Annotated in this window: 13 protein-coding genes; 9 read left to right on the top strand and 4 right to left on the bottom strand. The window is 56.5% G+C overall.

The features are described 5' to 3' along the window. The first annotated feature begins 175 nt into the window (after nucleotides 1-175). The 4 genes from qseE (at nucleotide 176) to glnB (ending at nucleotide 4070) form a co-directional block, all read left to right on the top strand. Nucleotides 176-1603 carry a two component system sensor histidine kinase QseE/GlrK gene (qseE, locus tag DEO48_RS13890; protein ID WP_023308837.1) on the top strand — a complete coding sequence of 476 codons (1428 nt, stop codon included), beginning with the start codon at nucleotides 176-178 and terminating at the stop codon, nucleotides 1601-1603. Between the two features lies 1 nt (nucleotide 1604). Then, nucleotides 1605-2342: a two-component system QseEF-associated lipoprotein QseG gene (qseG, locus tag DEO48_RS13885; RefSeq protein WP_023308836.1), complete on the top strand. Its 738-nt coding sequence runs from the start codon at nucleotides 1605-1607 to the stop codon at nucleotides 2340-2342. Further along, the gene (gene glrR / locus DEO48_RS13880; RefSeq protein ID WP_109845509.1) at nucleotides 2329-3666 is read left to right on the top strand and encodes a two-component system response regulator GlrR; all 1338 of its coding nucleotides are present in this window, start codon (nucleotides 2329-2331) and stop codon (nucleotides 3664-3666) included. Before qseG ends, glrR begins: the two co-directional genes overlap by 14 nt. 65 nt (nucleotides 3667-3731) lie before the next feature. Further along, on the top strand, nucleotides 3732-4070 hold the full coding sequence (glnB, locus tag DEO48_RS13875; protein ID WP_003860685.1) for a nitrogen regulatory protein P-II: 339 nt from the start codon (nucleotides 3732-3734) through the stop codon (nucleotides 4068-4070). 79 nt (nucleotides 4071-4149) lie between these two features. On the opposite strand, the gene hmpA is transcribed toward glnB, so the two are convergent. Next, nucleotides 4150-5340 (bottom strand): NO-inducible flavohemoprotein, encoded by a 1191-nt coding sequence (gene hmpA / locus DEO48_RS13870; protein ID WP_109845508.1) that lies wholly within the window; start codon nucleotides 5338-5340, stop codon nucleotides 4150-4152. A 304-nt stretch (nucleotides 5341-5644) separates the two neighbouring features. Between hmpA and glyA the strand changes: the two genes are divergently transcribed. Next, nucleotides 5645-6898 (top strand): serine hydroxymethyltransferase, encoded by a 1254-nt coding sequence (gene glyA, locus DEO48_RS13865; protein ID WP_008502165.1) that lies wholly within the window; start codon nucleotides 5645-5647, stop codon nucleotides 6896-6898. A 54-nt stretch (nucleotides 6899-6952) separates the two neighbouring features. Here glyA and DEO48_RS13860 read toward each other — a convergent pair whose 3' ends face one another. Beyond that, on the bottom strand, nucleotides 6953-7375 hold the full coding sequence (locus DEO48_RS13860; RefSeq protein WP_109845507.1) for a DoxX family protein: 423 nt from the start codon (nucleotides 7373-7375) through the stop codon (nucleotides 6953-6955). 149 nt (nucleotides 7376-7524) lie between these two features. Here DEO48_RS13860 and DEO48_RS13855 point away from each other — a divergent pair, with 149 nt between their 5' ends. Together DEO48_RS13855 and DEO48_RS13850 are read left to right on the top strand one after the other, a co-directional pair. Next, entirely contained in the window at nucleotides 7525-8016 is a 492-nt protein-coding gene (locus DEO48_RS13855; protein ID WP_045355304.1) for a DUF2569 domain-containing protein, read from the top strand. Between the two features lie 116 nt (nucleotides 8017-8132). After that, the gene (locus DEO48_RS13850) at nucleotides 8133-9278 is read left to right on the top strand and encodes a 3-phenylpropionate MFS transporter (protein ID WP_039263750.1); all 1146 of its coding nucleotides are present in this window, start codon (nucleotides 8133-8135) and stop codon (nucleotides 9276-9278) included. On the opposite strand, the gene csiE is transcribed toward DEO48_RS13850, so the two are convergent. Next, entirely contained in the window at nucleotides 9273-10550 is a 1278-nt protein-coding gene (gene csiE / locus DEO48_RS13845; protein ID WP_023308831.1) for a stationary phase inducible protein CsiE, read from the bottom strand. The two genes, DEO48_RS13850 and csiE, sit on opposite strands and share 6 nt — an antisense overlap. Before the next feature lie 125 nt (nucleotides 10551-10675). Here csiE and DEO48_RS13840 point away from each other — a divergent pair, with 125 nt between their 5' ends. Together DEO48_RS13840 and DEO48_RS13835 are read left to right on the top strand one after the other, a co-directional pair. Continuing rightward, nucleotides 10676-11314: a DUF1007 family protein gene (locus DEO48_RS13840; protein WP_047744042.1), complete on the top strand. Its 639-nt coding sequence runs from the start codon at nucleotides 10676-10678 to the stop codon at nucleotides 11312-11314. After that, entirely contained in the window at nucleotides 11305-12285 is a 981-nt protein-coding gene (locus DEO48_RS13835) for a nickel/cobalt transporter (protein ID WP_109845506.1), read from the top strand. The genes DEO48_RS13840 and DEO48_RS13835 overlap by 10 nt, the downstream gene beginning before the upstream one ends. A gap of 59 nt (nucleotides 12286-12344) precedes the next feature. Here DEO48_RS13835 and DEO48_RS13830 read toward each other — a convergent pair. Then, nucleotides 12345-12578 (bottom strand): inositol monophosphatase family protein (locus tag DEO48_RS13830; protein ID WP_309136813.1); only part of this gene is annotated, 234 nt, incomplete at its 5' end.

Raw genomic sequence — 12578 nt, 5'->3', positions numbered from 1 at the left:
AAAGGTGCCTGCCGTCCAACTACTGATCATAGCGATGCTTTATCAGGCCAGGGCGAAACGTCGAGTTAGGCACCGCCTCATTCCATGACAAAGCCGGGTTTTTACCCGGCTTTGTTGTATCTGAAGGGCAGACTCAGTTACGCTCTGCGTAAATCCCCATTAAGAGAGTAATGCGTTGAAACGCTGGCCCGTTTTCCCCCGCTCCCTGCGGCAGCTCGTCATGATGGCCTTCCTGCTGATCCTGCTGCCGCTGCTGATCCTTGCCTGGCAGGCGTGGCAAAGCCTGAACGCGCTGAGCGCGCAGGCGGCTTTGACCAACCGCACGACGCTCATCGACGCCAGACGCAGTGAAGCAATGACCAACGCCGCGCTGGAGATGGAGCGTAGCTATCGTCAGTATTGCGTGCTTGACGATCGGACGCTGGAAAAGGTTTATCAGAGTCAGCGTAAACGCTACAGCGAAATGCTGGACGCTCACGCGGGGGTCTTGCCTGATGACAAGCTGTATCAGGCGTTACGTCAGGATTTGAACGATCTCGCGCAGCTGCAGTGCAGCAACAGCGGCCCGGATGCCGCCGCCGCCGCGCGCCTCGAAGCATTTGCCAGCGCCAACACCGAGATGGTGCAGTCAACGCGCGCGGTGATTTTCTCTCGCGGCCAGCAGCTCCAGCAGGAGATTGCCGAGCGTGGCCAGTTCTTTGGCTGGCAGGCGCTGGTGCTGTTCCTGGTGAGCCTGGGGCTGGTTCTGCTCTTTACCCGCATGATCATCGGCCCGGTGAAGGGTATTCAGCGTATGATCAACCGTCTGGGGGAGGGGAAATCGCTCGGGGATACGGTAGCCTTTAAAGGTCCGCGCGAGCTGCGATCCGTAGGCCAGCGCATTATCTGGCTGTCCGAGCGCCTGGCGTGGCTCGAATCACAGCGCCATCAGTTCCTGCGCCATATCTCTCATGAGCTTAAAACGCCGCTGGCCAGCATGCGCGAAGGGACGGAGCTGCTGGCGGACGAAGTGGCCGGGCCCCTTACGCCAGAACAGAAAGAAATTGTCGAGATCCTGGATAACAGCAGCCGCAATCTGCAAAAGCTGATTGAGCAACTGCTGGATTACAACCGCAAGCTGGCTGACGGGGCGGTCGTACTGGAAAACGTTGAAATTGAGCCGCTGGTGGATATGGTGATCTCCGCCCACAGCTTGCCAGCAAGAGCTAAAATGATGCATACCGGCGTCGAGCTGAATGCGCCTGCGTGCCTGGCTGAACCCATGCTGCTGATGAGCGTTCTGGATAATCTTTACTCCAATGCGGTGCACTATGGTACTGAATCCGGTAACATTTATATCCGAAGTAATACGAATGGTTCACGGGTGTTTATTGACGTCGCAAACACCGGCTCCCCGATCCCCGATGACGAAAAAACCATGATCTTCGAACCCTTTTTCCAGGGGAGTCATCAGCGGAAAGGCGCGGTTAAAGGAAGCGGTCTGGGCTTGAGCATCGCCCGGGACTGCATACGACGCATGCAGGGTGAGCTAAACATTGCCGCGGACGAACGTTCAGATGTTTGCTTCCGTATCGAACTGCCCGTGAGCCGGAAAAATCAATAAAATGAATCTATGTCTGGTGAGTATGTCACACGTTTTTTTCCGCGCCGTACGCGCGGTGTTTTCCTGCAACACGCTTCGCCTGAGCCTGCCCTGTTTGTTTCTGGCAGGGTGTGTTTCCCATGCGCCACAAAGTGCAATTAGCGATAAACAAGAAGATAAATGGCCCGATAACCAGCTGGCAGATTTCCTCTCAACCCGCTGCGACGACATCTGGAACCTGTCAGGACATGACGTTGAAAGCAACCCGCTGTTCTGGCTGCGCGGAATAGATTGCGCCCAGCGTCTTGCGCCGGTAGACGCCCGCTCGAAGGCGGCGATGCTGGATGACGACACCTGGCAGGACGCTTTCAAGCGCGGGATTTTACTCGCAGATGCGAAAATCACTCCCGTTGAACGCCGCGTCAATGTCACCCGGCTGGACACGTTTGTAGTCAATCTTCCTGTGCAGGTACGCCCGGTATACCAGCTCTGGCGCGATGGGCAGACATTACAGCTTCAGCTGTCTGAAGAGCGCTCCCGCTACAGCAAGCTGCAGCAGTCAACCGACAGCGAGCTTGATACGCTGCGTCAACAGCAGCAACATTTACGTACGCAGCTGGATACCACGACGCGCAAGCTGGAAAACCTGACGGATATCGAAAGGCAGCTCTCGTCGCGTAAATATCAGCCGGGGAGTTCATCCGCTGCACCGGACAGCGATACGCCAAAACAAGAGGATGTGAAGCATGACGAGCCGTAAACCTGCCCATCTTTTACTGGTGGATGACGATCCCGGACTGTTAAAGCTGCTGGGGATGCGTCTGGTGAGCGAAGGCTACAGCGTCGTCACCGCTGAAAGCGGGCTGGAGGGGCTCAAGATCCTCAGCCGCGAGAAAATCGATCTGGTGATAAGCGACCTGCGAATGGACGAAATGGATGGCCTGCAGCTGTTCGCGGAGATCCAGAAGCAGCAGCCGGGTATGCCCGTGATTATCCTGACGGCGCACGGGTCGATCCCGGATGCGGTTGCCGCGACGCAGCAGGGGGTCTTCAGCTTCCTGACCAAGCCGGTGGACAAAGACGCGCTTTATAAGGCTATCGACAGCGCGCTGGAACACGCCGCCCCGGCGGGGGATGAAGCGTGGCGGGAGTCCATCGTCACCCGCAGCCCCATTATGCTGCGTCTGCTTGAACAGGCCCGGATGGTGGCGCAGTCCGACGTCAGCGTGCTCATCAACGGCCAGAGCGGAACCGGGAAAGAGATCCTGGCGCAGGCGATCCATAACGCCAGCACGCGCAGTAAAAACGCCTTTATCGCCATTAACTGCGGCGCGCTTCCGGAACAGCTGCTCGAATCTGAACTGTTTGGTCACGCCCGCGGCGCATTCACCGGCGCTGTGAGCAGCCGGGAAGGGCTGTTCCAGGCCGCGGAAGGGGGCACGCTGTTCCTGGACGAGATTGGCGACATGCCCGCGCCGCTGCAGGTCAAACTGCTGCGCGTGTTGCAGGAGCGAAAAGTTCGCCCGCTGGGCAGCAATCGCGACATTGATATTAACGTACGCATTATTTCCGCTACCCACCGCGACTTGCCAAAAGTGATGGCCCGCAACGAGTTTCGCGAAGATCTCTACTACCGTCTGAACGTGGTGAATTTGAAGATCCCGGCGCTGGCGGAGCGTGCGGAAGACATTCCGCTGCTGGCGAACCATCTTTTGCGCCAGGCGGCCGATCGCCATAAACCATTCGTGCGCGCGTTTTCCACCGACGCGATGAAGCGGCTGATGGCCGCAGGCTGGCCGGGTAACGTGCGCCAGCTGGTGAACGTGATTGAGCAGTGCGTGGCGCTGACCTCCTCACCGGTGATCAGCGATGCGCTGGTGGAGCAGGCGCTGGAAGGGGAAAACACGGCCCTGCCGACGTTTGCGGAAGCGCGGAATCAGTTTGAGCTGAACTATCTGCGCAAGCTATTGCAGATCACCAAAGGCAACGTGACCCACGCGGCGCGCATGGCCGGACGCAACCGCACCGAGTTCTACAAGCTGCTGTCGCGCCACGAGCTGGAAGCAAACGATTTTAAAGAGTAATGCCGTATGGTACTGTGAGCAATCGATTACGAGGCAGCTTACAGGCAAGAGTTTAAGGACCCACCATGAAAAAGATTGATGCGATTATTAAACCTTTCAAACTGGATGACGTGCGTGAAGCGCTGGCGGAAGTCGGCATCACCGGGATGACCGTGACGGAAGTGAAAGGTTTTGGTCGTCAGAAGGGCCACACCGAGCTTTACCGTGGCGCAGAGTACATGGTCGACTTTCTGCCGAAAGTAAAAATTGAAATCGTGGTCAGCGACGATATCGTTGATACCTGCGTGGATACCATTATCCGCACGGCGCAGACGGGCAAAATCGGCGATGGTAAAATCTTCGTCTTTGACGTGGCGCGCGTGATCCGTATCCGTACCGGCGAAGAAGACGACGCCGCGATTTAACAATGCCAATGGTTTTGTAGGCCGGGTAAGGTGCAACCACCCGGCGAAAAAAAAGCCCCTCGAACGAGGGGCTTTTTCATTACAGCACCTTATGGGGCCCGAAACATTCATAATGAATGTTGTCTTTGTTCACACCCAGCTCCACCAGCTGCTTCGCGGCATACTGCATAAACGTCACCGGCCCGCAGACGTAGAACTGCATGTCCGGCGCGCTAAACGCCCCTTCCATCAGGCTTAAATTCATCAGACCTTCGCTGTCAAATCGTGCGGCCGCGCGGTCTGCATCCGTCGGCAGACGATACCAGGTGTGCGCGGTGAAGCGCGGCAGGGACGCCCCGAGCGTTTTCACTTCATCAGCAAAGGCGTGCACGTCACCGTTTTCCGCAGCGTGGAACCAGTTGACCTGCGCACCGTGGTTGGCTTTCGCCAGCGTATCAAGCATCGCCAGCATTGGCGTTTGGCCGACGCCCGCAGAGATCAGCGTAACCGGGGTATTCGCTTCAACCGCCATGAAGAAATCGCCCGCCGGCGCGGCCAGATGAACCACGTCGCCCACGTTAGCTTCGTTGTGAAGCCAGTTGGATACCTGACCGCCGTCCTCACGCTTCACCGCAATGCGGTAGCCTTTGCCGTTTGGCTTGCGGGTAAGAGAATACTGGCGGATCTCCTGATGCGGGAAACCTTCAGGCTTCAGCCACACGCCCAGATACTGGCCCGGCTGGTAATCGGCAACCGGCTGTCCGTCCACTGGCTCAAATTCAAAGCTGGTAATCAGCGCGCTGCGCGGCGTTTTCTCAACGATGCGGAAGGCGCGCGTGCCTTCCCAGCCGCCGTTCTTGCTGGCATTTTCGCTGTAGATCTGCGCTTCGCGGTTGATAAACACGTTTGCCAGCACACCGTAGGCTTTCCCCCACGCGTCCAGCACTTCCTGGCCCGGGCTGAACATCTCGTCCAGCGTTGCCAGCAGGTGGCCACCCACAATGTTGTACTGCTCGGGCTGGATCTGGAAGCTGGTGTGCTTCTGCGCGATTTTTTCCACCGCGGGCAGCAGTGCCGCCAGGTTTTCAATATTGCTGGCGTAGGCCGCGATGGCGTTGAAAAGCGCTTCGCGCTGATCGCCGTTACGCTGGTTGCTCATGTTGAAAATTTCCTTGAGCTCCGGGTTGTGCGTGAACATGCGATCGTAGAAATGGGCGGTGAGTTTAGGGCCGGTTTCCACCAGCAGGGGAATGGTGGCTTTAACGGTAGCGATGGTTTGAGCGTCGAGCATGAGCGCATCCTTCTGATGTGACTTTAATGATGTATTTTAAATGCATCTTATAAAAAATACCCCTGCGTTGTAAATGGTTCTTTGCAAGATGAAAAATATGCATCACAAACCTGAAAAGAAATCCGCTGGAAAGAGCGAGAGCTTTATTCCTCAAACCCTTGCGTGGCGGGTAGGAAAACGTTTGCGTAAAATCGTTTGTCAAGACCTGTTATCACAGAACTAATCAGTTATACTGTTGCCCGTCGTCCAACAGGACTGCCTTTTCAGGCCAAAATTTACTTGTTAGCTGAGTCAGGAGATGCGGATGTTAAAGCGTGAAATGAACATTGCCGATTATGATGCCGAACTGTGGCAGGCTATGGAGCAGGAAAAAGTACGTCAGGAAGAGCACATCGAACTGATCGCCTCCGAAAACTACACCAGCCCGCGCGTCATGCAGGCGCAGGGTTCTCAGCTGACTAACAAATATGCTGAAGGTTACCCGGGCAAACGCTACTACGGCGGCTGCGAGTACGTTGATATCGTTGAGCAGCTGGCTATCGACCGTGCGAAAGAACTCTTTGGCGCTGACTACGCAAACGTGCAGCCGCACTCTGGCTCTCAGGCTAACTTCGCGGTCTACACCGCGCTGCTGCAGCCTGGCGATACCGTTCTGGGTATGAACCTGGCGCAGGGCGGCCACCTGACTCACGGCTCCCCGGTTAACTTCTCCGGCAAACTGTACAACATCATCCCTTACGGTATTGATGAGTCCGGTAAAATTGACTACGAAGACATGGCGAAGCAGGCTAAAGAGCACAAACCGAAGATGATCATCGGTGGCTTCTCTGCTTACTCCGGTATCGTTGACTGGGCAAAAATGCGCGAAATCGCGGACAGCATCGGTGCTTACCTGTTCGTCGACATGGCGCACGTTGCGGGCCTGATTGCCGCTGGCGTTTACCCGAACCCGGTTCCACACGCTCACGTTGTGACCACCACCACCCACAAAACCCTGGCGGGTCCACGCGGTGGCCTGATCCTGGCGAAAGGCGGTGACGAAGAGCTGTACAAAAAACTGAACTCCGCTGTATTCCCAAGCGCGCAGGGCGGCCCGCTGATGCACGTTATCGCGGCAAAAGCGGTCGCGCTGAAAGAAGCGATGGAGCCTGAGTTCAAGGTTTATCAGCAGCAGGTTGCTAAGAATGCCAAAGCGATGGTGGAAGTGTTCCTGAACCGTGGCTACAAAGTGGTATCCGGCGGTACTGAAAACCACCTGTTCCTGCTGGATCTGGTTGATAAGAACCTGACCGGTAAAGAAGCTGACGCAGCCCTGGGCCGCGCCAACATCACCGTGAATAAAAACAGCGTGCCAAACGATCCGAAGAGCCCGTTCGTGACCTCCGGTATCCGTATCGGTTCTCCGGCCGTAACTCGCCGCGGCTTTAAAGAAGCGGAAGTGAAAGAGCTGGCTGGCTGGATGTGTGACGTTCTGGACAACATCAATGACGAAGCGGTTATCGAGCGCGTCAAAGGTAAAGTTCTGGATATCTGCGCACGCTTCCCGGTTTACGCATAATTCCTCTGCCTGGCAGAAATAAAAAAGGCCGCGCTTGCGGCCTTTTTTTATGGCTTAACGCCGGTCGAGGGAAATGGCTCCAGGTCCGACAATCGCCAGCAAAATAAAGGCGCCAGCAATACTGACGTTCTTATAGAAGTTAATCATATTCGGCACGACCGCATCACCTGTCATATCCCAGTAGTGGTGCCCAATCACCGCGGTTCCGAGGGTATAGAATACAAACAGTACCGCGAGAGGACGGGTGAAAAAGCCCAGGACGATCAGGATAGCGGCAGGCACTTCCATTACCACCGCAATAATGGCCGCCAGCATGGGCATCGGCGCACCCAGCGAGGTCATATATTGTACGGTGCCGCTAAACCCCGTCAGTTTTGGATAACCAAAGATAATAAACAGCACGACAAGCGCGATGCGGCCAATCAGCAGCAGCAGGTGACGTGACTGACCGAAATCGAAATAACGTAGAGTGTTCATAGCTGGCTCATTTTTCAGGGGACCCAATCTAAAATTAATACACAAATCCATACTCTTCCATTCAGCTTTTCTTCATAAATCAGGCGTTCGCGTGATGTTAAATTCAGACTTCGTGTAAAATTGTCTCTTTTCTTAGGCAAGGGAAATTTATGCAGTGCATATCATGTCAGCAAGAAGAGGCAAATAAAGAATCCGGGCTGTGTAATCAGTGTGAGCGTGCAGATGAAAAGAAAATTAACGGGCTGCTTTATCTCCCGGCGGCGGGCCTGGTGATTAACCTCATCATGACGCCCATTGGAGCATGGAATTACTTTGCGGCGATGTTCCACTTTTTCCAGTCAGGGGGAATTAACCTGTTTGGTGCCGTGGGTATCGCGGTAATGATAATTGATGTGGCACTGACCGCGGCCGCAGGCTGGTATTTCTTTAAAAGAAAGTCGGGTATCCGTAAGATCATCATTCCCTACTATTTAATGGGCGTTGTCTTTATGCTCTATTTTGTGGGCATACCTGCCTGGCTCTTCGACGCAAGGCTGGATACGGCTGATATTCGCAATGCGCTTTCCTCCATTGTTGGCGCATCGATCTGGATCCCCTACTTCCTGGTTTCCAAACGCATTAATCAGGTCTTTGTACGCTAGACGTTTCGCAGGGCCGCCATGGCCCTGTAAAATGTGCGTGTTATTCACTTGTTAATAGTTGCTTGCGCAGGCTTTGATTTAACGCCAGACTATGGCCTCGATTTCGGGAGGGATTCATGGTCTTGCATTCCACGCGCTGGCTGGCGCTCAGTTATTTCACCTATTTTTTTAGCTACGGTATTTTTCTTCCTTTCTGGAGCGTCTGGCTCAAGGGTATCGGCCTGACTCCTGAGACCATCGGTGTCCTGCTGGGGGCCGGGCTGGTGGCGCGTTTCCTCGGCAGCCTGCTGATTGCCCCGCGCGTCAGCGATCCCTCCTTGCTGATCAAGGCCGTGCGTATTCTTGCTCTGCTGACGCTGGTCTTTGTTGCCTGCTTCTGGGTCAGCCACCAGTTTGCCTGGCTGATGGTGGTGATGGTCGGCTTTAACCTGTTCTTCTCACCGCTGGTGCCGCTAACGGATGCCCTGGCGAACACCTGGCAAAAGCAGATCACCATGGACTATGGCCGCGTGCGCCTGTGGGGCTCTATTGCCTTTGTGATTGGCTCTGCGCTGGTGGGTAAACTGGTCAGCCTTTACGATTACCGCGCCATTCTCGCCCTGCTGAGTATCGGTATTGCCTCAATGCTGCTGGGCATGCTGCTGCGTCCGTCGGTGATGCCGCAAGGGGAAAGCCGCCATCAGGAGAGCGCAGGCTGGCCCGCCTGGCGGAGCCTGGTGGCCCAGAGCTGGCGTTTTCTGGCGTGTGTCTGTCTGCTTCAGGGGGCGCATGCGGCGTACTATGGCTTCAGCGCCATCTACTGGCAGGGGGCGGGATATTCTGCTTCCGCAGTGGGCTATCTGTGGTCGCTGGGGGTAGTGGCCGAAGTCATTATTTTCGCCCTGAGCAAGAAGCTGTTCCGCCGCTTTGGCGCGCGAGACCTGCTGCTGCTTTCCGCCGTGTGCGGCGTGGCGCGCTGGGGGATTATGGGCTGGACGACCGATCTGCCATGGCTGATAGTGGCGCAAATCCTTCACTGCGGCACCTTTACCGTGTGCCATCTGGCGGCGATGCGCTATATCGCTGCGCGCGAGGGCGGAGACGTTATTCGCCTGCAGGCCGTCTATTCGGCGGTTGCAATGGGGGGCAGTATCGCGATCATGACGGTATTTGCGGGGTTCCTCTACCAGCATCTGGGGCATGGCGTCTTCTGGGTAATGGCGCTGGTCGCCTTACCCGCCATCGTTGTGCGCCCTAAAGTGGCCGCTCGTGCGCCGCTATGATTCCAGCATGGCGCGAATATGTTCTTGCTGCTGCGCGTTCAATGTCTCAACGGCATGTATCAGCGGCGGCGAGAACAGCGGCAGGACGGTAGGGTAGGGGGTGATAACCAGCGCGGCCTCGCGCGGTGCCCCCTCTTTCTGGAAAGCCTGCAGCGTCAGATAGCGAATGTTGAGCGGCAGCAGCGTCAGCTCGCGAAGCTGCTGTTCAATCAGGTCCTCGGTGGCTTTATCGTCTCCCGTCAGCAGGATCACCTGTTTTTCGTGCAGATCGGTCTCCTGCATCAGCCAGGCGCCGAAAATCACCGCGACAAGACTCATCTCTTCATCAGAAAAACGCAGCCCAAACTCCGCTTCCAGCTCAAACAGCGCTTCCTTTGTGGTGCGTAACAGCCGGGGATAGAGGCGATGGATCTCCTCCGGCAGGCTATTGTCGATGCCGATCTCAAACAGCGAGCGGTCCAGCGCCTGAGCAAGATGGATATACAGCTGATCGGTCAGCCCTTGCTCATCGCTGAAGTTCATCCCGGTCTGCGAGCGAAAACGGGCGACCATGCGCACGATGGCCCGACGCAAGCGCTGATCCTGCTGGTGTTTATCGAGCACCGGATCGGGCGTGCGGAGCATCATAAACAGCAGTGCCAGAAACAGCTGTTCATCCCCGTGCGCACCCTGCGGCACGCGACGTCTCCAGTGACGCACGATCTCCTGGGCCGTAAAATACTCCCCTCTCGACTGGGTCCAGCTGCGCTGAACGTGAGAAAACTGTGGCGTATTCCCAAGCTGGTGCTGAATAAGACAGTATTGCAGATAGAGCTGTAAAAACTGGACGTCGCGGCATTCAAACTGGCGCTGCAGCTTGCGGGAGCAGAAGCCGATCAGCGCCCGCAGGTTCGCATCATCGTAAAGCGGCCGCGCAATGCCGTGTTGTTTAAGCGCGGTTTTTAATGCGGGGGTAAACTGGTGCGAGACAAACTGCGGGCAAAGCCGCAGCGCCCGGCGCAGCCAGTGCAGCAGGCATAAACGCTGATTCAGGGCTGTGCCTTCAATCCGGTAGCTGCCGTCGTGGTGCGTGACGATGTCCAGCCGGTGATAGCGCTGGATTTCATCGCGCGTCTCGGCTATATCTTGCCGTGCCATCGCGTCGTCCACCCCGTTGGCAGCAATTATGCTCTGTGCGGTGACGGCAGCATCGGGCAGGTAAAGCATCAAAAGCACCTGGCAGCGGCGCTGCGAACTGGAAAGCACAGATGGAATTTCAAGCGTCGTCATCATCTGTCGGGTATCCAGTGTGAATGTTTGATAAGAATAGCTAAAGGATGAGCGCTGAAAAGCGCGCCGGCAGGCCTTTCACTCAGGATTGCTGGGGAACATCACAGAATTTTTGACGTGAGGAATTGATGCAAACAGTTAAACAAAGTGCGATGGCGTTATTTTTGGCGGTTATCAGCTTCACCGCCAGCGCACATCCTCACAGTTTTATTGACCTCCAGACCGAGCTGGTTACCGACGGCACGCAGCTGAGCGGCCTGAAGATGCGCTGGACGATGGATGAAATCACCTCGGCCGATCTGCTCTATGATGCGGGAAACGCGAAGCCTGGCGATGAAATCTGGAAAAAGCTGGCGGCGGAAGTGATGGCTAACGTGCTCGGCCAGCACTACTTCACGGAATTCTGGCACAACGGGCAGAAGGTCAAATTTCTGAACCGGCCAACGGAATACGGTATGACGCGTGAAGGGCATCAGGCGGTGCTGACGTTTGTGCTTCCGCTGGCGCATCCGCAGCCGCTGGCGGGGCAAACGTACCGCTTTTCCACCTTTGATCCTACCTACTATGTCGACATGCGCTATGACAAAGACGGCGACGTACGGCTGCCGGACGCTCTGCAAAAAAACTGCAAAATTGGCGTGCACACCCCGAAACCCAGCGAAGAGACGCTGAACTTTGCGATCTCGCTTGATAAAGAAGATGCACCCCCTGAGGACATGGAGTTGGGTAAACAGTTCGCGCAGGAGGTGACGTTACAATGTCAGTGATCTCTTCTCCGGTTCGGAAACCGCGCAGCTGGCTGCACCTCTGGCCGCTGGCGCTCTTTCTCCTGCTAGCCGTTTGCGGTTCGCTCTGGCTATGGCAGGCCTGGCCGCAGGTGATGATGAAAAGTATTGTCTGGCAGCGTGAGGTCAACCAGCAGATGAGCGGCCTGCTGAAGGCGGTGGCGGAGAACCCGACCAAAGCGGGCGGATCCCTGCTGGCGTTCAGCTTTATCTATGGCGTTCTGCACGCGCTGGGGCCGGGGCACGGCAAAATAGTGATCGCGACCTGGCTCGCCACCCATCCGTCGAAGCTGAAATCGAGTATCGGGCTGACGCTGGCCTCCTCGCTGCTTCAGGGCAGCGTGGCGATTGCGCTCGTCGTTGTCGTGCTTTCGCTGTTGCAGCTTCCCGCGCGCCAGCTGCACATGAGCAGTTTCTGGCTGGAGAAGGGGAGCTACGCGCTGGTTGGCGTGCTGGGGGTGATCCTCTGCTGGCGGGCGCTGAAAAAGCTGCGCGTGCTGCTGCAAAAACCGAAATTCAAAACCTTTACGCCGCACCACGTTCATGATGAACACTGCGGCTGCGGGCATCAGCATTTGCCCACGCAGGAACAGTTGCAGAACGGCGACGACTGGCGCGCGCGGCTGATGATTGTTCTCTCGATGGGCATGCGCCCGTGCTCGGGGGCCATCATGGTGCTGCTGTTCAGTAAGGTGATTGGCGTGTTTGGCTGGGGAATGCTCTCTGCGCTGGCGATGGCGGCAGGAACGTCTCTCACCATTTCGTCTTTAGCGCTGCTGGTTCACAGCTTCCGTCAGCTGGCGGTCAAACTGAGCGGCAATAAAACGCCGGTGCTGTGGCGGCAGGTAGGGTGGACAACGCTTGCGCTGGCGGGCGGAGTGATTCTGCTGGTGGCGGCAGTGACGATGTGGATGAGCGCGGTGCTGGTGGGAAGGGGATTGCGGCCTTTCTAGCGTACTGAGGGATTTTGTAGGCCCGGTAAGCGTAGCGCCACCGGGCTTAACTAACTGGATTAACGCTTCAGCGCATCGCTCAGTTCATCACGCATGTTGGCCAGCATGGCTTTAACAACGCGTGGGTTACCCGCAACGACGTTGCCGGTAGACATATAGTTATGGCCGCCGGTGAAATCACATACGATGGCGCCTGCTTCACGTGCGATCAGCTCGCCCGCAGCAAAGTCCCACGGCTTCAGAGACAGCTCGAAGTAACCGTCAACGCGGCCGGTCGCCACGTAGGCCAGATC

It is taken from the genome of Enterobacter sp. CGMCC 5087 (assembly GCF_003144775.1).
Taxonomy (GTDB): domain Bacteria; phylum Pseudomonadota; class Gammaproteobacteria; order Enterobacterales; family Enterobacteriaceae; genus Enterobacter; species Enterobacter cloacae_M.
This window is presented reverse-complemented; position numbering and strand designations above follow the sequence as displayed.

Excerpts from the sequence above, each read along its gene's own strand:
- qseG (WP_023308836.1), top strand. The coding sequence starts at position 1,605 with ATGAATCTATGTCTGGTGAGTATGTCACACGTTTTTTTCCGCGCCGTA.
- glrR (WP_109845509.1), top strand. The coding sequence starts at position 2,329 with ATGACGAGCCGTAAACCTGCCCATCTTTTACTGGTGGATGACGATCCC.
- glnB (WP_003860685.1), top strand. The coding sequence starts at position 3,732 with ATGAAAAAGATTGATGCGATTATTAAACCTTTCAAACTGGATGACGTG.
- hmpA (WP_109845508.1), bottom strand. The coding sequence starts at position 5,340 with ATGCTCGACGCTCAAACCATCGCTACCGTTAAAGCCACCATTCCCCTG.
- glyA (WP_008502165.1), top strand. The coding sequence starts at position 5,645 with ATGTTAAAGCGTGAAATGAACATTGCCGATTATGATGCCGAACTGTGG.
- DEO48_RS13860 (WP_109845507.1), bottom strand. The coding sequence starts at position 7,375 with ATGAACACTCTACGTTATTTCGATTTCGGTCAGTCACGTCACCTGCTG.
- DEO48_RS13855 (WP_045355304.1), top strand. The coding sequence starts at position 7,525 with ATGCAGTGCATATCATGTCAGCAAGAAGAGGCAAATAAAGAATCCGGG.
- DEO48_RS13850 (WP_039263750.1), top strand. The coding sequence starts at position 8,133 with ATGGTCTTGCATTCCACGCGCTGGCTGGCGCTCAGTTATTTCACCTAT.
- csiE (WP_023308831.1), bottom strand. The coding sequence starts at position 10,550 with ATGATGACGACGCTTGAAATTCCATCTGTGCTTTCCAGTTCGCAGCGC.
- DEO48_RS13840 (WP_047744042.1), top strand. The coding sequence starts at position 10,676 with ATGCAAACAGTTAAACAAAGTGCGATGGCGTTATTTTTGGCGGTTATC.
- DEO48_RS13835 (WP_109845506.1), top strand. The coding sequence starts at position 11,305 with ATGTCAGTGATCTCTTCTCCGGTTCGGAAACCGCGCAGCTGGCTGCAC.